17 protein-coding genes are annotated in these 21194 nt (G+C 71.2%); 3 read left to right on the top strand and 14 right to left on the bottom strand.

Translation table 11 applies throughout. The features are described 5' to 3' along the window. Window positions 1-104 precede the first annotated feature (104 nt). The 9 genes from OG514_RS07475 to OG514_RS07435 all read right to left on the bottom strand — a co-directional run bounded on the left by OG514_RS07475 (window position 105) and on the right by OG514_RS07435 (window position 12040). Window positions 105-1910: an IucA/IucC family siderophore biosynthesis protein gene (locus tag OG514_RS07475; protein WP_266892136.1), complete on the bottom strand. Its 1806-nt coding sequence runs from the start codon at window positions 1908-1910 to the stop codon at window positions 105-107. Continuing rightward, the gene (locus OG514_RS07470) at window positions 1907-2437 is read right to left on the bottom strand and encodes a GNAT family N-acetyltransferase (RefSeq protein ID WP_266892134.1); all 531 of its coding nucleotides are present in this window, start codon (window positions 2435-2437) and stop codon (window positions 1907-1909) included. Before OG514_RS07470 ends, OG514_RS07475 begins: the two co-directional genes overlap by 4 nt. After that, complete coding sequence (locus OG514_RS07465) at window positions 2434-3717, bottom strand: lysine N(6)-hydroxylase/L-ornithine N(5)-oxygenase family protein (protein WP_266892133.1); 1284 nt, start codon at window positions 3715-3717, stop codon at window positions 2434-2436. The genes OG514_RS07470 and OG514_RS07465 overlap by 4 nt, the downstream gene beginning before the upstream one ends. Further along, window positions 3704-5143 (bottom strand): aspartate aminotransferase family protein, encoded by a 1440-nt coding sequence (locus OG514_RS07460; protein WP_266892131.1) that lies wholly within the window; start codon window positions 5141-5143, stop codon window positions 3704-3706. The genes OG514_RS07465 and OG514_RS07460 overlap by 14 nt, the downstream gene beginning before the upstream one ends. 188 nt (window positions 5144-5331) lie before the next feature. Further along, window positions 5332-6183 carry a siderophore-interacting protein gene (locus tag OG514_RS07455; protein WP_266892129.1) on the bottom strand — a complete coding sequence of 284 codons (852 nt, stop codon included), beginning with the start codon at window positions 6181-6183 and terminating at the stop codon, window positions 5332-5334. A gap of 95 nt (window positions 6184-6278) precedes the next feature. Beyond that, window positions 6279-7439 carry an acyl-CoA dehydrogenase family protein gene (locus OG514_RS07450; RefSeq protein ID WP_266892127.1) on the bottom strand — a complete coding sequence of 387 codons (1161 nt, stop codon included), beginning with the start codon at window positions 7437-7439 and terminating at the stop codon, window positions 6279-6281. A gap of 8 nt (window positions 7440-7447) precedes the next feature. Beyond that, complete coding sequence (locus OG514_RS07445) at window positions 7448-8365, bottom strand: hydroxymethylglutaryl-CoA lyase (RefSeq protein ID WP_266900776.1); 918 nt, start codon at window positions 8363-8365, stop codon at window positions 7448-7450. Window positions 8366-8379: 14 nt separating this feature from the next. Continuing rightward, on the bottom strand, window positions 8380-10416 hold the full coding sequence (locus OG514_RS07440; RefSeq protein WP_266892125.1) for a biotin carboxylase N-terminal domain-containing protein: 2037 nt from the start codon (window positions 10414-10416) through the stop codon (window positions 8380-8382). Between the two features lie 16 nt (window positions 10417-10432). Continuing rightward, window positions 10433-12040, bottom strand: a complete 1608-nt coding sequence (locus OG514_RS07435) for a carboxyl transferase domain-containing protein (protein ID WP_266892123.1) — start codon at window positions 12038-12040, stop codon at window positions 10433-10435. A gap of 87 nt (window positions 12041-12127) precedes the next feature. Between OG514_RS07435 and OG514_RS07430 the strand changes: the two genes are divergently transcribed. Continuing rightward, window positions 12128-12733, top strand: a complete 606-nt coding sequence (locus tag OG514_RS07430; protein WP_266892121.1) for a TetR/AcrR family transcriptional regulator — start codon at window positions 12128-12130, stop codon at window positions 12731-12733. 66 nt (window positions 12734-12799) lie between these two features. Then, window positions 12800-13573, top strand: a complete 774-nt coding sequence (locus tag OG514_RS07425) for a phosphatase (protein ID WP_266892119.1) — start codon at window positions 12800-12802, stop codon at window positions 13571-13573. A 94-nt stretch (window positions 13574-13667) separates the two neighbouring features. Here the strand turns inward: OG514_RS07425 and OG514_RS07420 are convergent, their stop codons facing one another. The 5 genes from OG514_RS07420 to OG514_RS07400 all read right to left on the bottom strand — a co-directional run bounded on the left by OG514_RS07420 (window position 13668) and on the right by OG514_RS07400 (window position 20331). Next, window positions 13668-15872 carry a VCBS repeat-containing protein gene (locus OG514_RS07420; RefSeq protein ID WP_266892117.1) on the bottom strand — a complete coding sequence of 735 codons (2205 nt, stop codon included), beginning with the start codon at window positions 15870-15872 and terminating at the stop codon, window positions 13668-13670. 103 nt (window positions 15873-15975) lie between these two features. After that, on the bottom strand, window positions 15976-16935 hold the full coding sequence (locus OG514_RS07415) for a cation diffusion facilitator family transporter (protein WP_266892115.1): 960 nt from the start codon (window positions 16933-16935) through the stop codon (window positions 15976-15978). A gap of 23 nt (window positions 16936-16958) precedes the next feature. Continuing rightward, the gene (locus tag OG514_RS07410) at window positions 16959-17828 is read right to left on the bottom strand and encodes an acyl-CoA thioesterase II (protein ID WP_266892113.1); all 870 of its coding nucleotides are present in this window, start codon (window positions 17826-17828) and stop codon (window positions 16959-16961) included. A gap of 6 nt (window positions 17829-17834) precedes the next feature. Continuing rightward, window positions 17835-18992 carry an acyl-CoA dehydrogenase family protein gene (locus tag OG514_RS07405; RefSeq protein WP_266892111.1) on the bottom strand — a complete coding sequence of 386 codons (1158 nt, stop codon included), beginning with the start codon at window positions 18990-18992 and terminating at the stop codon, window positions 17835-17837. Between the two features lie 88 nt (window positions 18993-19080). Then, entirely contained in the window at window positions 19081-20331 is a 1251-nt protein-coding gene (locus OG514_RS07400) for a helix-turn-helix transcriptional regulator (protein WP_266892109.1), read from the bottom strand. A 176-nt stretch (window positions 20332-20507) separates the two neighbouring features. On the opposite strand from OG514_RS07400, the gene OG514_RS07395 reads away from it, so the two are divergent. Next, entirely contained in the window at window positions 20508-21113 is a 606-nt protein-coding gene (locus tag OG514_RS07395) for a hypothetical protein (protein ID WP_266892107.1), read from the top strand. Window positions 21114-21194 lie beyond the last annotated feature (81 nt).

Raw genomic sequence — 21194 nt, 5'->3', positions numbered from 1 at the left:
CCCCGGAGGACCGTACTCCGGGGGCGCCCGTCTGCTCATGCTGCCGGGGGCTCCGCCCCGGACCCCCGCGGCTCACATGCCGGCGGGGCTGGATTCGCCGGTCCTCACACCCCGGAGGAGCCGATCTTGAACCGCGCGATCGGGTTCACCAGGTCGCCGACCAGCTGGAGGGCGGCCGACGGGTCCGAGAGGTCGACCATCTGCTTGTTGTTGCGGAGCTGGAGGCGGTTGAGGGCCGAGAGGGCGAAGGTCTCCGCGAACATGTCGTACTGGGCGAAGCGGTCCGCCAGTTCCGGCTTCGACTGCTCGTAGCCGCGCACGCACTCCGCGACCGTCCGCCAGAAGGTGTCCTCGTCGAGGACGCCCTCCGTGGCGAGCGTCGCCGCCATGAAGCGGAAGAAGCAGTCGAAGACGTCCGTGAAGACCGAGAGGAGCTTCATGTCCTCCGGGATGTCCGCCCGGACCCGCTCCACCGCCGGTGGCAGGACCGCCGCCGGATCCATGACGACGATCTCCTCGGCGATGTCCTTGAAGATCGCCCGCGACACCGTGCCGCGCTCGTCGAGGACCAGGATCACGTTCTCGCCGTGCGGCATGAACGCCAGGTCGTACGCGTAGAAGCTGTGCAGGACCGGGAGCAGGTAGGCGTCCAGGTACCGGCGCAGCCAGACCGAGGCCTCCAGGCCCGACTCCTTGATCAGCGCGCCCGCGAACGACGCGCCCGCGTGGTCCACGTGGAGGAGGGAGGCCATCGTCGCGAGCCGCTCGCCCTCTGCGAGGGTCGGCACCGGCGACTCGCGCCAGAGCGCCGCCAGCATCTTGCGGTACGGCGAGTAGCGGTCGGTCGCCGCCTCGTACTCCAGGTGCCGGTAGCCGACGGCCGCCCGCTCGCGGATGATCGAGAAGCGGGCCGACCGGAAGGTCGCGTCCGACTCGATCAGGGTGTGCAGCCAGTCGTTGATCGCCGGGGTGGCCTCCATGTAGGCGGCCGAGAGGCCCCGCATGAAGCCCATGTTGAGGACCGAGAGCGCCGTCTTGACGTAGTGCTTGGCCGGGTCCGCCGTGTTGAAGAACGTACGGATCGACTGCTGCGCCAGATACGCGTCGTCGCCCGCGCCCAGGTACACCAGGCGCTGCTGCGCGACCTCGGCGGCGAAGGTGACGGACAGCTTGTTCCACCACTGCCAGGGGTGGGCCGGCATGAGGAGGTAGTCGGCCAGGTCCAGGCCGCGCGCCTTCAGCGTCTCGGCGAAGCCGTCCACCGTCGCGTCGCCCAGCTCCGCGCGGACGAACGTCTCGTAGTCGATGCCCGCACCGGCAGTGAAGGTGGTGCGGTCGCGCCGGGCCGCCAGCCAGATCAGGTGGATCTCGCTCGCGGCCTCGGGGGCGTACGCGCGGAACTCGTCGACGCCGAAGCCGAGCCGGCCGTTGTTGGCGACGAAGCAGGGGTGGCCCTCGGTCATCCCGGTCTCGATCGCCTGGAAGCCGCCGTGGGCGAGTTCGGCGGAGGTGACGGGCACCTTGGTCGCCTTGAAGGCCGTACCGGCGAGGGTGGAGGAGATCTCCTCCAGGTAGACCGGCAGCACCTCGTCGCTCAGGCCGAGGGAACCGCGCAGCTCGGTGATGAACTGGAGCGCGTCCAGCGGAAGCTGCTCGTCGCCGCGGTGGCGGCTGATCGAATCGGCGTACACCTGCCAGTGGTCGAGGGCGTACCGGTCCGCGGTGAAGCGGTACTCGGTGGCGCCGTCGTCCGACAGGACCACGTAGCGGCTCTCGCCGAGCTCCCGCGGGTCGAGGAGACGCTCGTGGGCGAACTCCGCGAGACCCTTGCGGATCAGCGCGCGGTTGGCGTCCGCCCACAGCTCGGGGGTGAGGTGCGCGACGGGGTTCGACACATCGGTGGTGCTCATACGGCGGCTCCCACGGCGGCCTCGAACTGCTCCCGGGTGCAGAAGCTCAGCAGGGCCTTCTTCTCCGGCTTCTGGATCTCCCGCTCGGGCACGAAGCCGACGGCCTCGTTGAGCGCGTGGACGGCCTTGTTGGACACGTCGGGTTCGACGACCACGCGGGCGGTCGCCGGGTCGGCGAACAGCTCCGCCATCACGGCGGTGATCACCTTGCGGGTGAAGCCGTGCACCGGGGTGTCGGTCGGGGCGACGAGGAAGTGCATGCCGACGTCACCGGGCTGCGGGTCGTAGAGCCCGACCAGCTCCAGGTGGGCGGGGTCGTAGCGCTCCATGAGGATCGCGGGCGTCCCGTCGACCAGGCCGATGAACGCCTCGTGGTGCGGGTGCGCGGCGAACGCCGTGTACTCGTGCACGACGTCCTCCAGGGTGGCGTCCTGCATCATCCAGAAGGCGGCCTTGGGGTGGGTGACCCAGGCGTGGAGCAGCTCCGCGTCCTTGAGGGGATCGAGCGGGCGGAAGCGGACGGTCATGCGGCGAACTCCTGGAAGGCGATGGTCTTCTCGACGGGGTAGTACTCGTAGCCCAGCATCGCCCCGATGATGTACGCGTTGCGGTACGCCCCCATGCCGAGGTCGGGCGAGGTGATCGAGTGGGTGTGCACGGAGGCGTTCTGCACGAAGACCCCGCGGCCGGTCGTGTCGATCGCGTAGTTGCGGGCCACGTCGAAGCGGCCCTGGCCGTCCCAGTTGAGGCGGTCGCGGACCGGCTCCAGGAAGGCGGGGACGGCGTACTTGTACCCGGTGGCGAGGATCAGGCCCTCGGTGTCCAGGGTGAAGTCCTTCTCCTGCTCCTCCTGGCGGAAGCCGAGGGTGTACGTGCCCGTCGACTCCTCGTACGCGGCGGTGTGCAGCGCAGAGTTGGTGAGGAGCCTGGTGGGCACGGGGCCGTTCAGGTTCTTCTGGTAGAGCAGGTCGAAGATGGCGTCGATCAGCTCGCCGTCGATGCCCTTGAAGAGGCCCTTCTGCTGGGTCTCCAGGCGGTAGCGGGTCTGCTCGGGCAGCGCGTGGAAGTAGTCCACGTACTCCGGGGAGGTCATCTCCAGGGTGAGCTTGGTGTACTCCAGCGGGAAGAAGCGCGGGGAGCGGGTCACCCAGTTCAGCTTGTACCCGTGGACGTCGATCTCGCCGAGCAGGTCGTAGTAGATCTCGGCGGCGCTCTGGCCGCTGCCGACCAGGGTGATCGACTTCTTCTTCTGCAGCTCCTCCTTGTTCGGGAGGTAGCGCGAGTTGTGGATCAGGTCGCCGCCCAGGCCCCGGCAGGTCTCGGGGACGTACGCAGGGGTGCCGGTGCCGAGGACGAGACGACGCGAGCGGAACGTTTCTCCGGCCTCGGTGGTCACCACGTACACCTCGGTGGCCTCGTCGAACGTCACGTTCGCGACGGTCGTCGAGAAGCGGATCGAGGAGAGGCGCCCGGCGGCCCAGCGGCAGTAGTCGTTGTACTCGGTCCGCAGCGGGTAGAAGTTCTCGCGGATGTAGAACGAGTACAGCCGGCCCTTGTCCTTCAGGTAGCTGAGGAAGGAGTACGGCGAGGTCGGGTCGGCCATCGTGACCAGGTCCGACATGAACGGGGTCTGGAGGTGGGCACCTTCGAGGAACATCCCCGAGTGCCACTCGAAGTCGGGCTTCGACTCCAGGAAGAGGCCGTTCAGCTCGTCGATCGGCTCGGTCAGGCAGGCGAGTCCGAGGTTGAACGGACCGAGCCCGATGCCGATGAAGTCGTGGATCTCGGTCGTCTCAGGCGTGGACAAGGGTCTCTCCCAGGTACTGCTCGGCGTGGCCGGCGATCAGATCGAGGACGGCGGCGATGTCGGCCGCGGTGGTCTCGGGGTTGAGCAGGGTGAACTTGAGGTACTGGCGGCCGTCGACCTTCGTGCCGGCGACGACGGCCTCGCCGGAGGCGAACAGGGCCTTGCGGGCGTACAGGTTGGCCCGGTCGATGTCGGCGGGGGAGGTGACGCCCTGCGGGATGTAGCGGTAGACGAGGGTGGAGAGCTGCGGCTCGACGACGACGTCGTAGCGCGGGTCGGCGGCGAGCAGCGCGAAGCCCTCGGCGGCCAGGTCGCAGACCTCGTCGAAGAGCCCGCCGACACCGTCGGCGCCCATCACGCGCAGGGTCATCCACAGCTTGAGCGCGTCGAAGCGGCGGGTGGTCTGGAGGGACTTGTCGACCTGGTTGGGGATCTGCTCGGCGACCGTCCGGCGGGGGTTCAGGTAGTCCGCGTGGTAGGTCGCGTGGCGCAGGGTGGCCCCGTCGCGGACCAGGATCGCCGAGGAACTCACCGGCTGGAAGAAGGACTTGTGGAAGTCGACGGTGACCGAGTCGGCCCGCTCGATGCCGTCCAGGAGGTGGCGGCGGGTCGGGGAGGCGAGCAGTCCGCAGCCGTAGGCGGCGTCCACGTGCATCCAGGCGCCGTACTCGTCGGCCAGGGCGGCGATCTCGGGCAGCGGGTCGATGGAGCCGAAGTCGGTGGTGCCGGCGGTGGCGACGATCGCCATCGGGACGAGGCCCTCGGCGCGGCAGGCCTCCAGTTCGGCGGCGAGGACGACGGACTGCATCCGCTTGTTCCGGTCGACCGGGATGGAGATGACGGCGTCCTGGCCCAGGCCGAGGAGGGAGGCCGACTTCTGGACGCTGAAGTGGCTGCAGTCGGAGGAGAAGATCCGGAGCCTCGACAGGTCGCTCGTCTTCGCCTCTTCGCGGGCGAGGAGCAGGGCCTGGAGGTTGGACTGCGAACCGCCGCTGGTGAACACGCCGTCGGCCGACGGGCCGAAGCCGGCGCGGCCGTTGGTCCAGTCGATGAGCTTGCGCTCGATGAGGGTGGCGCCCGCGCTCTGGTCCCAGGTGTCGAGCGAGGAGTTGACCGCCGAGAGGACGGCCTCACCGAGGACGGCCGGGATGACCACCGGGCAGTTGAGGTGGCCCAGGTAGCGGGGGTGGTGGAAGTAGACCGCGTCGCGGAGGTAGACGCTCTCCAGCTCGTCCAGGGCGGCGGAGGAGTCACCGAGCGGCTTGTCGAGGTCGACGGCGTCGATGACGGGCGCGAGCTCGGCGGGGGTCACTCCGGTGAACGGACCCCGCGTCGTGGCGAGTTTGTCCGCCACCCGCTCGACTCCTTCGGTGACGGAGCGCCGGTAGCTCTCCGCCGTGGCGTCGTTGAGCAGGTGCGAGCGCATGTGGGGGGCCTCCCGGTACGGGGCTCGGTCGCGCCCTCCGGACAGGGGAAAGGGGCGAGGGGCGACGCGGTGAAAACAAGGTTAGCCTAACCTAACTTTTCATCGCAACGGCCCCTCGCCCCTCAGGAGTCACGGCAGTTGATGCGCGTATCGCCCGTAGTGTCCGGAACGACGGAGTGTGACTCCGGCTACGCGTCTTCCTGCGTCTCGTCCGGAACCTCGCGCAGCGCGTCCTCGGACAGACCCTTGCGCCAGTAGCCGACGAACGTCACCCGGCGGCGGTCGAGTTCGCGGTCCCGCACGAAATGCCGTCGCAGTGCCTTCACCGCACCGGACTCGCCCGCGATCCAGACGTACGGGGCCTCCCCGGGCAGCTCGACCCCGCGCACCGCGTCCACGGCGGACGGCGCCCCCTCCTCGCGCACGAGCCAGGTGACGGTCGCGTCGGCCCGCGTCGCCAGCTCCGTACGGTCGCCCGAGTACGGCACTTCGAGGAACACCTGGGCGCGGGTCTCGGCCGGCAGCCACTCCAGGATCGCCGAGGCGGCCGGAAGGGCCGTCTCGTCCGCCCAGATCAGGACGGAGTCGGCGTCCTCGGGCAACTGGAAGCGGACACCGGTGTTCTCGGCGATCGCCGGGCCGAGGACGACCACCCGGTCCCCGGGGGTGGCCCGCGAGGCCCAGCGGCAGGCGGGGCCGCCGTCCTCGTGGATCGCGAAGTCGATGTCGATCTCGTTCACCGGCTCGGTGCGCTGCTCGCGGACGGTGTACGAACGCATCACGGCCCGCTCGTCGTCGGGCATCGCGCGCCAGGCGCCGAGGATCGCGTACATGTCCGGGTTGTCGAGCGGCGGCAGGGCGGGTGCGTCCTGGCCGGGGTGCGGCAGGAAGAGGGAGAGCGACTGGTCGCGGCCGCCGGCGGCGAAGTTCTTCAGCTCGTCACCGGTGAAGGTGACGCGGACCAGGGACGGGCCGAGCCGCCGGGTCCGGTCCACCTGGAGGGGGAAGAACTGGAAGGGGGCGGTCTCGGAGTGCGTCATGAAAGGTAGGTTAGCCTAACCTCATAAACCTCTGGAAGGGGGGAGGGCCCGCCACCCCCTCGGGGTGACGGGCCCTCTTCGCCGGGTCGGCCGGGTCAGGCCTGCAGGCCCAACTCCCGCGCGATCAGCATCCGCTGGACCTCGCTCGTGCCCTCGCCGATCTCCAGGATCTTCGAGTCGCGCCACATGCGGGCCACCGGGTACTCGTTCATGAAGCCGTAGCCGCCGTGGATCTGGGTCGCCTCGCGGGCGTTGTCCACGGCCACCGTGGAGGAGTACAGCTTCGCGATCGCCGCCTCCTTCTTGAACGTCTCGCCGTGGACCAGCCGCGAGGCCGCGTCCCGCCAGCCGATCCGGGCCATGTGCGCCCGCATCTCCATGTCGGCGATCTTGAACTGGATGGCCTGGTTGTCGCCGATCGGCCGGCCGAAGGCGTGACGCTCCTTCGCGTACTTCACCGACTCGTCGACACAGCCCTGCGCGAGACCCGTCGCGAGCGCCGCGATCGCGACCCGGCCCTCGTCCAGGATCCGCAGGAACTGCGCGTACCCGCGGCCCTCCTCGCCCAGCAGGTTCTCCACCGGCACCCGGACGTCGTCGAAGGACAGCTCACGGGTGTCCGAGGCGTTCCAGCCGACCTTCGAGTAGGGGGCGGCGACGGTGAATCCGGGCGTGCCGGAGGGGACGATGATCGAGGAGATCAGCGGACGGCCGTCCGGCTTGCGGCCGGTGACCGCCGTGACCGTCACCAGACCCGTGATGTCCGTACCGGAGTTGGTGATGAAGCACTTCGAACCGTTGATGACCCAGTGGTCGCCGTCGCGCACGGCCGTCGTACGGGTCCCGCCCGCGTCCGAGCCGGCACCGGGCTCGGTCAGGCCGAAGGCGCCGAGGAGCTCGCCGGCACAGAGCCGCGGCAGCCACTCGCGCTTCTGCTCGTCCGTACCGAAGAGGTACACGGGCATCGCGCCGAGCGAGACGCCCGCCTCCAGGGTGATCGCGACGGAGGAGTCGACCCGGGCCAGCTCCTCCAGGGCGATGCCGAGCGCCAGGTAGTCACCGCCCATGCCGCCGTACTCCTCGGGGAACGGCAGCCCGAACAGGCCCATGCGGCCCATCTCACGGACGATCTCGTACGGGAACTCGTGCCGCTCGTAGTAGTCGCCGATCTTCGGCGCGACCACGTCGTGCGCGAACGCCTCGACGGTACGGCGGAGTTCCTCGTGCTCTGCGGAGAGCCGGTGGTCGAGGGACATGGGAATCGTCACTCCTTGTGGGAGAGGGCACGGACGGTACGGGAAGGGCTGGGCCTACCCAGCTGGTCTGCCATCCACGCGCTCGTGGCGGTGAGGTTGGCCAGATCGACCCCGGTCTCGATACCGAGACCGTCGAGCATCCACACGAGATCCTCGGTGGCGAGATTGCCGGTCGCGCTCTTCGCGTACGGGCAGCCACCGAGGCCGCCGGCGGAGGCGTCGACGGTGGTCACTCCGTGGCGGAGGGCGGCGAGGGTGTTGGAGAGGGCCTGGCCGTAGGTGTCGTGGAAATGCACGGCGAGACGGGAGGTCGGGACGCCGGCGCCGTTGAGCGCCTGGAGCAGGTTCGTCACGTGCCCGGGGGTGGCGACGCCGATCGTGTCCCCGAGGCTCAGCTCGTCGCAGCCCATCTCGGCCAGGGCCTTGGTGACGCGGACGACCTGCTCGACGGGGACGGCGCCCTCCCAGGGATCGCCGAAGCACATCGACAGATAGCCGCGGACCTTCAGCCCCGCCTCTATGGCGCGGGTGACCGTCGGCGCGAAGAGGGCGAGGGCCTCGTCGACCGTCCGGTTGAGATTGGCCTTCGCGAAGGACTCGGTGGCCGACGCGAAGACGGCGATCTCGCGGACGCCGAGAGCGAGCGCGCGGTCGAGACCGCGCTCGTTCGGCACCAGCACCGGGAGGCGGACGGGGAGGTCACGGACGAGCGGGAACAGCTCCTCCGCGTCCGCCAGCTGCGGCACCCACTTCGGGTGCACGAAGCTGGTCGCCTCGACGGTGGAGAGCCCGGCGGCGGCGAGCCGCCGGATGAACTCCGCCTTGACGTCGGTCGGGACGGCGCCCTTCTCGTTCTGCAGGCCGTCGCGCGCACCGACCTCGTGGATCCGCACCCGGGTGGGCAGCGCGGGATCGGGCACGACCATGGGCAGTCCTGTGGTCACGCGTCCTCCTCCTCGCGGGGCGTCACCACGGCCAGGATCTGGTCCATGGCGACGGTCGTACCGGGCGTGACGTCCAGCTCGGTGACGGTGCCGGCGTGCGGGGCGGAGATGACGTGCTCCATCTTCATGGCCTCGACGACCAGCAGACTCTGCCCGGCCTCGACCTCGTCCCCGACGGCCACCTTGACGACGGTGACGGTCCCGGGCATGGGCGCGGCGAGCGTGTCGGCGCCACCGTGCCGGGCTCCGGAGAGCGCGGCGGCGACGGGGTCGTGATCCATGACGTGCCAGGAATCGCCGTCACGGCCCAGCCAGAGCCCCTCCGGGGAGGGGGCGACGGTGAAGCGGTGCGTGACGCCGTCGAGGTGGAAGGCGATCTCCGCCACCCCACCCCGCCCCGAAACCCTGCCGGGGGCCGGAGAGTCGCCGAGGAGCGCGGCGGAGGTCGCCACGGCCGCGCCGACCTCGGACGCGCCCAGCAGCAGCTCGGCGCTCGGTGCCTTGCCGCGTACGCGGATCGTCACCGGCTCGTGGCCCGGGATGCGGAAGTCGAGCGGCGTCCAGGCCGGTCGGCCGCCCAGGCGCCAGCCGCTTCCGGCGTCGAAGGGGTCCGTCCAGCCCGCGGCGACAGGCACCGGCGGGAAGTGACGCACCAGCGCCGCCGCCGCGTACACCTCCTCCGGGACTCCCTCCGGGACCAGGCTCTCCGCGTCCCGCTCCACCAGGCCCGTGTCCAGGGCTCCCGACACCACGTCCTCGTGGGCCAACAGCCGCCGCAGGAATCCCGCGTTGGTCGGGACGCCCAGGGTGACCGTGTCCGCCAGGGCCGCGCGGAGGCGGCGGAGGGCGGTCCGGCGGTCCGGGGCGTGGACGATGACCTTGGACAGCATCGGGTCGTAGAGGGACGAGACCTCCGTGCCCTGCGACAGGCCCGAGTCCGTGCGGACTCCTTCGCCCGAAGGCTCGTTCAGGGCCAGGACCGTGCCGCCCGAGGGCAGGAAGCCCCGGGACGGGTCCTCCGCGCAGATGCGCGCCTCGATCGCCCAGCCGGTGAGGGTGATGTCCTCCTGCGCGAAGGGGAGCGGTTCGCCCGCCGCCACCCTCAGCTGCCACTCCACCAGGTCCACGCCCGTGATGAGCTCGGTCACCGGGTGCTCGACCTGGAGACGGGTGTTCATCTCCATGAAGTAGTACGAGGACGGGTCGCCGCCGGGGACGATGAACTCGACCGTGCCCGCGCCCACGTACCCGCAGGAGCGCGCCGCCTCGACCGCCGCCGCGCCCATCGACGCCCGGAGTTCCGGGGTGAGGAGGACGCTCGGCGCCTCCTCGATGATCTTCTGGTGGCGGCGCTGGAGCGAGCACTCGCGCTCGCCCAGGTGGATCACGTTGCCGTGGGCGTCCGCCAGGACCTGGATCTCGATGTGCCGCGGGCGGTCGATCCACCGCTCCACGAGCAGCGTGTCGTCGCCGAAGGAGGAACGGGCCTCACGGCGGGCGGACGCGATCTCGTCGGTCAGCGTCGACAGGTCGCGCACCAGGCGCATGCCCTTGCCGCCGCCGCCGGCGCTCGGCTTGAGCAGCACCGGAGCGCCCAGCTCGCGTGCCGCCGCCTCCAGTTCGGGGTCGGCCGCGCCGGGGACGACGGGGACACCCGCCGCCTTCACGGTCTCCTTCGCCCGGATCTTGTCGCCCATCAGGGAGATCGCGGAGGCCGGCGGGCCGATGAAGGTCAGGTCCGCGTCCGCGCACGCCTGCGCGAACCCCGCGTTCTCCGCGAGGAACCCGTAGCCGGGGTGGACCGCCTGCGCGCCCGTCCGGCGGGCCGCGTCGAGGAGCGCCTCGACCGAGAGGTACGACTCCGAGGCCGGCGGCGGGCCGATCCGTACCGCCGTGTCCGCCTCCCGTACGTGCCGGGCGTCGGCGTCCGCGTCGCTGTACACCGCCACCGAACGGACACCGAGCGCCCGCAGCGTGCGGATGACCCGGACCGCGATCTCGCCGCGATTCGCGACGAGCACTGTGTCGAACATGGACTCCCTCACACCCTCACATCCGGAAGACGCCGAACTGGGGGTCTCCCAGGGGCGCGTTGGCACAGGCGGTCAGGGCGAGTCCGAGGACCTGGCGGGTCTCCATCGGGTCGATGACCCCGTCGTCCCAGAGGCGGGCGGTCGCGTAGTAGGCGTTGCCCTGGCTGTCGTACTGCTCGCGGATCGGGGCCTTGAAGGCCTCTTCCTCGTCCGCGCTCCACCCGTCGCCGAGCTGGTCCCGCTTGACGGTCGCGAGGACGGACGCGGCCTGCTCGCCGCCCATGACCGAGATCTTGGCGTTGGGCCACATCCACAGGAAGCGCGGCGAGTACGCCCGGCCGCACATCGAGTAGTTGCCCGCGCCGTACGAACCGCCGACGACGACCGTCAGCTTCGGGACCCGGGTGGTGGCGACGGCCGTGACCATCTTGGCGCCGTGCTTGGCGATGCCGCCGTGCTCGTACGCCTTGCCGACCATGAAGCCGGTGATGTTCTGCAGGAAGACCAGCGGAATGCCGCGCTGGTCGCACAGTTCGATGAAGTGCGCGCCCTTCTGGGCGGACTCGGCGAACAGGATGCCGTTGTTGGCGACGATGCCGACCGGGTGGCCGTGGATCCGGGCGAAGCCGGTGATCAGCGTCTGCCCGTACTCGGACTTGAACTCCTGGAAGCGGGAGCCGTCCACCACCCGGGCGATGACCTCGCGCACGTCGTACGGGGTACGGGAGTCCACCGGCACCGCGCCGTACAGCCCGGCCGGGTCCACCTTCGGCTCCTCGACCGGCTCGACCGACCAGGGGAGCGGGCCGCGGTCGGGGAGCGTGGCGACGATGTTCCGGACGATGCGCAGGGCGTGCGCGTCGTCCTCGGCGAGGTGGTCGGTGACGCCGGAGATCCGGGAGTGGACCTCGCCGCCGCCCAGCTCCTCCGCCGTGACGACCTCACCGGTCGCCGCCTTCACCAGCGGCGGACCGCCGAGGAAGATCGTGCCCTGGTTCCGGACGATCACGGCCTCGTCGCTCATCGCCGGGACGTACGCGCCACCGGCCGTGCACGAGCCGAGGACCGCCGCGATCTGCGGGATGCCCGCGCCGGACATCCGCGCCTGGTTGTAGAAGATCCGGCCGAAGTGCTCCCGGTCGGGGAAGACCTCGTCCTGCATCGGCAGGAACGCGCCGCCCGAGTCGACCAGGTAGAGGCAGGGGAGACGGTTCTCCAGCGCCACCTCCTGGGCCCGGAGGTGCTTCTTCACCGTCATCGGGTAGTACGTGCCGCCCTTGACCGTCGCGTCGTTGGCGACGATCACGCACTCGCGGCCCGACACCCGCCCGATGCCCGCGATGACTCCGGCCGCCGGGGCCGCGTCGCCGTACATCCCGTTCGCGGCCAGCGGGGCCAGCTCCAGGAACGGTGAGCCGGGGTCGAGGAGGGCGTCCACCCGGTCCCTCGGCAGCAGCTTCCCGCGCGCGGTGTGCCGGGCCCGGGACTTCTCACCACCGCCCAGCGCCGCCGCCGCGAGCTTGGCGCGCAGGACGGCCGCCAGCTCGTGGTGCGCCGCCTCGTTCGCCTGCCAGGCCGGCGAGGCGGGATCCGCCGCACTCGCCAGCACAGGTGCCTGCTGCATCCCTCGAGCTCCCTTGCTCGGTTAATGAGCGTTAACGTATGCCCTTCAGGTTAACGACCGCTAACGGGGTTGTCTAGAATCGAATCCATGACCACGACCCCGACGACCAGGACCGCCTCCGGCCGGACCGATGCCCCGACCCGCCGCGAGCAGATCCTCAAGGAGGCCGCCCGCCTCTTCGCCGAGCGCGGCTTCCACGGCGTGGGTGTCGACGAGATAGGGGCCGCCGTCGGCATCAGCGGCCCCGGGCTCTACCGCCACTTCCCCGGCAAGGACGCGATGCTCGCCGAGCTCCTCGTCGGCATCAGCGAGCGGCTCCTCGACGGCGGCCGGCTGCGGGTCGCCGAGGCCACCGGCGACCCCGAGGCACTGCTCGGCGCCCTCATCGACGGGCACATCGACTTCGCCCTCGACGACCGCCCGCTGATCACCCTGCACGACCGCGAGCTCGACCGCCTGAAGGACGAGGACCGCAAGCGGGTACGGCAGCTCCAGCGGCAGTACGTGGAGCTCTGGGTGACGGTGGTGCGGGAGCTGTACCCGGACGCGGGCGAGTCGGAGTCGCGGACCGCCGTCCACGCCGTCTTCGGGCTGCTCAACTCGACGCCGCACCTCGACGCGGTCGGCCGCCGCTCCATGGAGGAGCTGCTGCGGCGGCTCGCCCACGGGGCCTTCGGGGCGCTCGGCAGCTAGCTCCAAGCGGGTCCACGGGGCGGAATGATTGCCCACATCACCGGCGCGTCCACCAGAATGACCCCCATGCCGATACTCAGCCGCCCAGCCCTTGCCGAGCACCTCGTCCGTACCCGGATCGCGGGAGACGTCGCCACCCCGCGCGACAACAACCTCTCCCACTACCGCAAGCTCGCCAACGGCGACCGGCACTACTGGCTCGGCCTGGAGCTCGGCGACCGCTGGACCGACGAGCAGGACGTGCTCGCCGTGATGGCCGAGCGCTGCGGAGTCATCGACGACCCGGCCCACCGCGTCGGCCAGGACACCATCGACCCCGAGCTCACCGTCGACGGCCTGGAGCGGATGGCCGCCCGGCTGCGCAAGGCCGCCGCCGGCAAGGAGCGGGTCCTCTTCGCCACCGGCCACCCCGGCGCGCTCATCGACGTCCACAGCCGTGTCGCCGCCGCGCTGCGCGCCCAGGGCTGCGACATCGTGAAGATCCCCGGCGGACTCGTCGCCGACGAGGGGTACGTCGTGCAGTTCGCCGACGTCGCGGTCTTCGAGCGGGGCGCGAGCCTCTGGCACACCCACTCCCCGGAGCCGATGAACGCGATCCTCGACGCCCTCGGCGAGGACGGACGCCCCGATCTGGTGATCGCGGACCACGGCTGGGCCGGGCGCGCGGGTCAGCGGGGCATCGACTCCGTCGGCTACGCGGACTGCAACGACCCCGCCCTCTTCATCGGCGAGGCCGAGGGCACGATGCAGGTCACGATCCCCCTGGACGACCACGTCCTGGACCCGCGCTTCTACGAGCCGATGACGGCCTACACCCTGAACGCGGCGGGCCTCGCCTGACGGGCCGAGAGACCCGGACCCGGTGACACGGACGCCCCGCGCCGAGGCGGCGCGGGGCGTCCGTGTCGGGTGCCTCTCCCCTGCGGTGAGGGGATCAGAAGACGACGGGGCCGGGGGTGCCGTACGCGGAGCTGTACGGCGAGACGACGTCGAGGTACGTTCCGCGCCCGAACGGGGCCTTCCAGTCACCGGTGCCCTTGTAGACGTGGAGCAGCGAGGACTCCGGGGATCCGCTCTCCGCGATCAGGTCCGCCCGGCCGTCCCGGTCCACATCGCCGATGTTGACGATGTGCCGGAACTGGCCCCACCCGCCGCCGACCTTGGTGCGCGGCGCGAACGTGCCGTCCCCCTTTCCGAGGTACAGCCACAGGTCGCCGTTCCGGTCGCGGGCCAGGAGGTCGCCGGACTTCGCGCCGCCGATGTCGCCCGGGGCGGTGAGCAGGTCGTACGTGTTCCATCCGCCGCCGACGCGGACACGTGACTCGAACGGCTTGGCGGCGTCGCCGGTGGCCTTGTACAGCCACAGGACGCCCGCCGTGTCGGTGGCGACGAGGTCGGGGCGGCCGTCCCCGGTCAGGTCGGAGCCCGCCGCGAACGTCGTGTACACGCCCCAGCCGGAGCCGATCCGGACCCGCGGCGAAAGCGAGTGGCCCGTGCCCGAGTAGAGCCACAGCACGCCCTGCTTGTCGCGGGCGACGACGTCCGCGTACGGGGTCGCGTCGAGGTTCCCGGCGGACAGCAGCCGGTCGTACGCGAACCAGCCGCCGCCCCGCTCGGTCCGCTCCCACGGCTTCTCCGACTGTGCGACGAACTGCCGGACGTCGTACGAGGCGAGGTGGCCCGAGCTGTCGCGGACGAGCAGGTCGGGGGAGCCGCTGTCCGAGTAGTCGTGCGGGGCGGTGCCGCTCGCGACCTGGAGGGTGCCGGTCCGCTCGATCTGCCCGCCGACGCCGTTGAGCGGGGTGGCGGTGACCTGCCACGCGTAGGCGCCGTTGTGCGCGGCGGTCCCGTTCGAGAAGGTCCCGTCCCACGCGAAGGCGGCCTCGGTGCTCGTCCCCAGCAGCTCCTTGTCGGCCGTCCAGGTCTTCCCCGTCGCCTTGTGCGTCAGCCGCAGGCTCACCCTCACGTCGCCCCGGCTGAGGTTCCACCGCAGCACCGCCTTGGACCCGGCCGTACCGAAACCGGCGGAGGTGGGCACCTGGTCGTCCACGACCGAGACCGGAGTCCGCGCGCCGTTGGTCGCCACCTGGGTGACGGCGGGCCGGCCGTCCGGGTCGAGGGCGATCCGGTACAGGCCGTCGCCGTGCTCCGGAGTGCTGCCCTGTGCCAGCAGGTCGTCGCCGGATACCGACATGGCCCACAGGTCGCCGAGGGGATCGGCGGTCGTGCCGTCCTTGAGGGAGACGGCCGAGAGCTCCTTGTCGGACACTCCGAACACGGCCCAGTCCCCGAGCAGGGAGACCGGAACGTAGGAGCCGCCGTTGGTGTCGAAGGTGGTGTGCCGCGTCGTTCCCTCCGCGCCCCGGAGGGCCGTCACCAGGGTCACGGAGCCGTCGGGGTTGCTCTCGGACCAGGCCAGGTGGGTGGCCGAGACGGCGATCTCGCTTGCGTAGTAGATGCGGGGCACGGCCCGGTCCTCGACGACCTTCGCCCCGGCGAGGTCGACGACGGCGAGGTGCTCCACGTCCGAGACCTCGTACCGGACGACGAGGACGCCGGAGGGGGAGTACGTGAGGTCCCGGATGTACGCGTCGGCGGGAAGGCCCTGCACCTGGCGGTGCACGACCGTGTCGCCGGGCTTGGAGACGAGGTGGAGGCTGTTGCCGGCGCGGACCATGACGAGGGTGTCACGCGCGACCTGCCAGAGTTCCGCCCCCTCGCCCACGGAGCTGGTGTCGAGGTCGACGGGCGCGCCGCCCGCCATGTCCAGGAGCCGGTAGCTGCTTCCCCCCGTCTGCACCGCGACGAGGTCGCTGTCCGTGGCCGCCGTGGGGTTGGCGTAGTCGGGGGCGCCCTTGGGCAGGGTGGTCACGGCCCCGTCCGCGGACCGGCGCCACTGCCAGCTGGTGGTCACGCCGTCGCTGGAACCCGCCCAGGTCAGGAAGCCGGTGGAGCCGGCGCCGTGCAGCTGCTCGTCGAAGGCGAGCGCGAAGGGGCCCGCCTGCTGCTCCGCCGCGGCGGTGACCGCACGCGGGGAGGCGAGGGCGGGGGTGGCGGCCAGGGCCGTCCCGGCCGACACGGCGAGGGTGACGGCGATGGCGACCGCGACGTTCCGGCCGGCCGGGCTGAGGTACTTCAAGAGGCTTCCTCCGGGCTGTGGTCGCGGCGTTCCTACGCCGCAACCACAGGACCCGCGGCAGCCGTGCAAGGTTGTACGGAATGCGGAAGGAAGATCGAATACGTCAGGCCGGGCCCGGGTCGGCGGACTGCCGGTCCCGGCGCTGCTCCACCCCCGGCGTCGGGTCCAGGTACACCCGGCGGATCGACGGGAAGCGTTCCCGGAGCTGGGACTCCGCGTCCTCGCACGCCCACTCGACCTGCGCCGCCGACGACACGTCCCGGAAGTCGACCTTCGCCGCGATCAGCACCTCGCCGGGCCCCTGGATGAGCGTCGTCAGGTCGATGACGTCCACGATGTGCGGGACGGAGAGCAGCTCCTCGCGGACCTCGGCCCGTACCCGCTTCGGCAGCGGGCGGCCGATGAGGAGTTCCGCGTTGGAGCGGCCCAGGACCCAGGCCACGTACACCAGCAGCGCTCCGATGAGGATCGACGCGACGCCGTCCCAGACGTCGGAGCCGGTGATCTGGACGCCGAGCAGGCCGCCCGCCGCCAGCATCAGACCGGCCAGGGCGGCGGAGTCCTCCATCACCACCGCCTTCACCGTGGTGTCGGGGGTGAGGCGGAGATAGTGGGCGAAGGGCGCCCGGGCCCGTTCCGCCTCGGCCTTGACCTGCTTCACGCCGGTCCGCAGCGAGAAGCCCTCCAGGAGGAAGGCGACGCCGAGGACGATGTACGAGATCAGCGGGTCGCCCAGCTCCTCGCCGTGGGTGAGGGTGTGGATCCCGTCGTAGATCGAGAAGACCGCGCCGCCCACGAAGGTGGCCACGGCCGCGAGCAGCGCCCAGACGTAGCGTTCGCCCGCGTAGCCGACCGGGTGGTCCTCGTCGGCCGGTCTGTCGCTCCGCTTCAGCGCGGTGAGCAGCATGACCTCGGTGACCGTGTCGGCGACCGAGTGGGCGGCCTCCGACAGCATCGCGCTGGATCCGCTGACGACACCGGCGACGACCTTGGCGGCGGCGATCCCCAGATTCGCCACCGCCGCCACGATCACCGTGAACGTGCTCTCGCTCTGTTCCGCCATGGATCGGACGGTATGTCCGATCATCAGCGCGGCACGCGAACGACACCCTCCTGGATGACCGAGATCGCGAGCCTGCCGTCCTGCGTGTAGATCCGGGCCTGGCCCAGGCCGCGCCCGCCGGACGCGGTCGGCGACTCCTGGTCGTACAGGAGCCACTCGTCGGCCCGGAAGGGGCGGTGGAACCACATGGCGTGGTCCAGGGACGCCCCGACGACGTCCCCGACGGCCCAGCCGCCCCGCCCGTGCGCGAGCAGGACGGAGTCGAGCAGCGTCATGTCGGAGACGTACGTGGCGAGGACGACGTGGAGGAGCGGGTCGTCGGCCAGCTTGCCGTTGGTACGGAACCAGACCTGCGAGCGCGGCTCGCGCGGCTCCCCGACCGAGCCCCACGGGGGGACCTCGGCATAGCGGAGGTCGACGGCCGCCCTGGCCTCGATCAGCCGGTCCGCGACCTCGCGGGGGAGGTGACGGGGCAGCATCTCGGCCGGCGTGGGGAGCGACTCCGGGTCCGGCGCGGTCGGCATCTCCGCCTGGTGGTCGAGCCCCTCCTCGTACGTCTGGAAGGACGCCGAGAGGTGGAAGATCGGCTGGCCGTGCTGGACGGCGACGACCCGGCGGGTGGTGAAGGAGCGTCCGTCGCGGATGCGGTCGACCGTGTAGACGATCGGCGCGCCCGGGTCGCCGGGACGCAGGAAGTACGCGTGGAGCGAGTGCGCCAGGCGGTCCTCGGGTACCGTCCGGCCCGCCGCCACCAGGGCCTGGGCGGCCACCTGGCCGCCGAAGACGCGGGGGACGAGCGCGGAACGGGACTCACCCCGGAAGATGTCCCGCTCGATCCGCTCCAGGTCGAGCAGATCGAGCAGGGCATCCAGGGCGTTGTGTGTGTCGGGCACCTGGACTTAAAGGCCCATCGACTTGGCGATGATCGACTTCATGATCTCGCTGGTGCCGCCGTAGATGCGGTTGACGCGGTTGTCGGCGTACAGGCGCGCGATCGGGTACTCGTTCATGTAGCCGTAGCCGCCGTGCAGCTGGAGGCAGCGGTCGATGACGCGGTGCGCGACCTCGGTGCAGAAGAGCTTGGCGCTCGCGGCCTCGGCCGGGGAGAGCTCGCCCGCGTCCAGGGCCTCCAGGGCGCGGTCGGCGACGGCCTCGGCGGCGTCGACCTCGGCCTGGCAGGCGGCCAGCTCGAACTTGGTGTTCTGGAAGTGCGCGACCGGCTTGCCGAAGACGGTGCGGTCCTGCACGTACTCCTTGGCGAAGCGGACGGCGGCCTTGGCCTGGGCGTAGGCGCCGAAGGCGATGCCCCAGCGCTCGGAGGCCAGGTTGTGGCCGAGGTAGTAGAAGCCCTTGCCCTCCTCGCCCATCAGGTCCTCGACCGGGACCTTGACGTCGACGAAGGCCAGCTCGGCCGTGTCGGAGGTGCGCAGGCCCAGCTTGTCCAGCTTGCGGCCGATGGAGTAGCCCTCGGACTTGGTGTCCACGGCGAAGAGGGAGATGCCGAAGCGGCGGTCCTCGGCCGTCGGGGCGGACGTGCGGGCGCAGACGATCACGCGGTCGGCGTGGACGCCACCGGTGATGAAGGTCTTGGAGCCGTTGAGGACGTAGTGCGTGCCGTCCTCGGAGAGCTTGGCGGTGGTCTTCATGCCCGCGACGTCGGAGCCGGTGCCCGGCTCGGTCATCGCGAGGGCCCACATCTCCTCGCCGGTGACGAACTTCGGCAGGTAGCGCTTCTTCTGGTCGCCGGTGGCGAGCATCTTGATGTACGGCAGGGCGAGCAGGACGTGGACGCCGGAGCCGCCGAACTGCACACCCGCGCGCGAGGTCTCCTCGTAGAGGACGGCCTCGAACTTGTGGGTGTCCAGGCCCGCGCCGCCGAACTCCTCGGGCACGTTGATGCCGAAGACGCCCAGCTCGCCGAGCTTGTCGTAGAACTCGCGCGGCGCCTGGCCGGCCGCGAACCACTCGTCGTAGACCGGGACGACCTCGGCCTCGATGAAGGCGCGGATGGTCTCCCGGAACGCCTCGTGGTCCTCGTTGAATACGGTACGGCGCACGAGCCGCCTCCTTCGGGTCCTGTCCTGGTCCGGCCTCGGCGCTTGTCTAAGCGCTTGCTCAGCCTCGTCCCTCGAAGTTACCCATCGGTCACCCGCTCTGTCCAGAGCCCTCGCCTGTGATCCACCGCCCACCGGTGACGTCGTACTCCCGCACCGGCCGCCCCTCGATCCCGCTGGTGCGGAACGGCTTCCCCGCGCCGTCCGCGATCCGGACCGTGCCCGAACGGCCCTCCGAGCTCCACACCAGTTCCAGGTACCAGCGGCAGTCGCATCCCGCGGTCCCGGCGGTGACGAGCAGCTCCTCGGGATCCGACGAGGTCACCGTGTAGGGGAAGGGGACGGAGGGGATCTTCCGGCCCTCACCGGAGGCGTCGTAGCCGTCGACCGGCCGGAGGAGCGGGCGCGACGCGTCGAGGTCGATCGCGTAGTGGCGCGGGGTGAGGGCGCCGCCGCAGCCGTTGTCCATCCGGTACGCGGTCCAGGGGAGCGGCGCGGCCCGGCCGACGACCCGTACGTGGAGCGCCTGGAGGACGACGGAGGCCGAGGGCGACCTGCCCTGGAGCGAGATCCGGACGAGCGTCTCCCCGCCGTGCACCGCGCGGTGCGTGCCCGCCCAGCGCGCGGCGTCGGAGGGCGGAGGCGGCGGGGCCACGCCGCTCGGGGCACGGTCGACGAGATAGGTGTGCCCGCAGCCGTTCTCCCAGGCGTGGGAGTCGGCGGTCCAGGTGAAGGGGGGCAGGGGCGGGGCGGGTGCGGTGCTCTTGGTGGGTGTGGGGGGCCTCGACGTCGGTGTGGCCGCGGCCTCTGTTCCGGCGGAGAGCCCGATCCGTACGAGCACGAGGGCGAGCGCCAGGGCGACCACGGCGCCGACGGCCCCGGTGACGAGCAGACCCCGCCGCGACCGCGAGCGCGACCGCGATTGCGGCCGGGGCAGGGCGGCTCTCTTGGCGTCGGTCGTGGTTCCGGGCGCGGGTGACGGCTCCGGTGCCGGCGCGGGTTGCGGCGCGGGTTCGGGCTCCGGTTCCGGCGCGAGTGACGGCTCGGGTTCGGGCCCCGGTGACGGCGCGGGTTCCGGGACCGGGCGGCGGGTGCGGTCCGCTCGGGTCCACAGGTCCTCCAGGGCCCGCCGTTCGTCCTCGTCGGCGCCGCACAGCCGGGCCAGCCGGTCGATCACGGCGAACCCTTCCGGCACCGACTCCCCGGAGCAGTACCGGTGCAGCGTGGACGCGCTCACGTTGAGCCGGCGCCCCAGCGATTCGTAGCTGCGGCCGCCGCGCGCCTTGAGTGCCCGCAGCCGTGCCGAGAACTCCTCGACAGCGGCGTCCTTCGACTTCCCCATCCGAACGTCCGTCCGACTCAGTCCCGTTCCACGGGATCCCGCACCACCCACGTTCTGCCACGTCAACGGGGGTGGAATGGTTCCGGGACGAGAAGGGGCGCGGCGGCGTTGCGCGGCCCGTGCCCCGGCGTCGAGGCTGGTGGAGCACCGACCGACCCACAGGGGGATCACCAGCCATGACCACGTTCCGTTCCGCACTCACCGTCTCCGCCGCCGTCCTGGGCCTCGCCGCCCTCGCCACGGCCCCGGCGCAGGCCGCTGCCCAGCCCGCCTTCCTCGCCGCCTCCCAGATGCCGCCGTCGTCGACGCCGTGGACCGCCACCCAGGTCTTCACTGGCGTCCCGGAGAACGGCGGCGCCCTCTGCGCTCCGTACAAGATCCCGGCGCAGAACACCCGCTACCGCGAGTTCAACACCGAACTCGACACCAACGGCGTCCAGATCACCACCGTCGCCCGCACCGAGGCCGACGCCGTGAAGCTGGTCGACACCCTCCGCAAGGCCCTCGCCGGCTGCGGGCCCCTCCTTGAGCGGCAGAACCCGGGCCTGCACGCCGTCAGCGCCTCCCACGGCACGCTCGCCGTCGAGGAGGGTGCCTGGGTCTACAGCCTGGACACCGCCGACCCGCAGGTCGGCAACACCGACATCCACCTCTTCTCGGTGGGTCGTGACGGCCGGACCGTCACCTTCGTCCGGTGGGGGCAGATGGGCGACTTGAAGGACGCCCCGCTGACGGCCTTCAAGGCGACGACCCGTACCGCCGTGAACAAGCTCTGGTCCTGACGCAGCGTCATCCTGACGCGTGCCGAACTACTCAGAGTGACGGCGGAGTCGCAGAGTACCTCCATCCGGGGGATACTGGGA

The organism is Streptomyces sp. NBC_00572 (assembly GCF_026341815.1).
In the GTDB taxonomy this organism is placed as follows: domain Bacteria; phylum Actinomycetota; class Actinomycetes; order Streptomycetales; family Streptomycetaceae; genus Streptomyces.
This window is presented reverse-complemented; position numbering and strand designations above follow the sequence as displayed.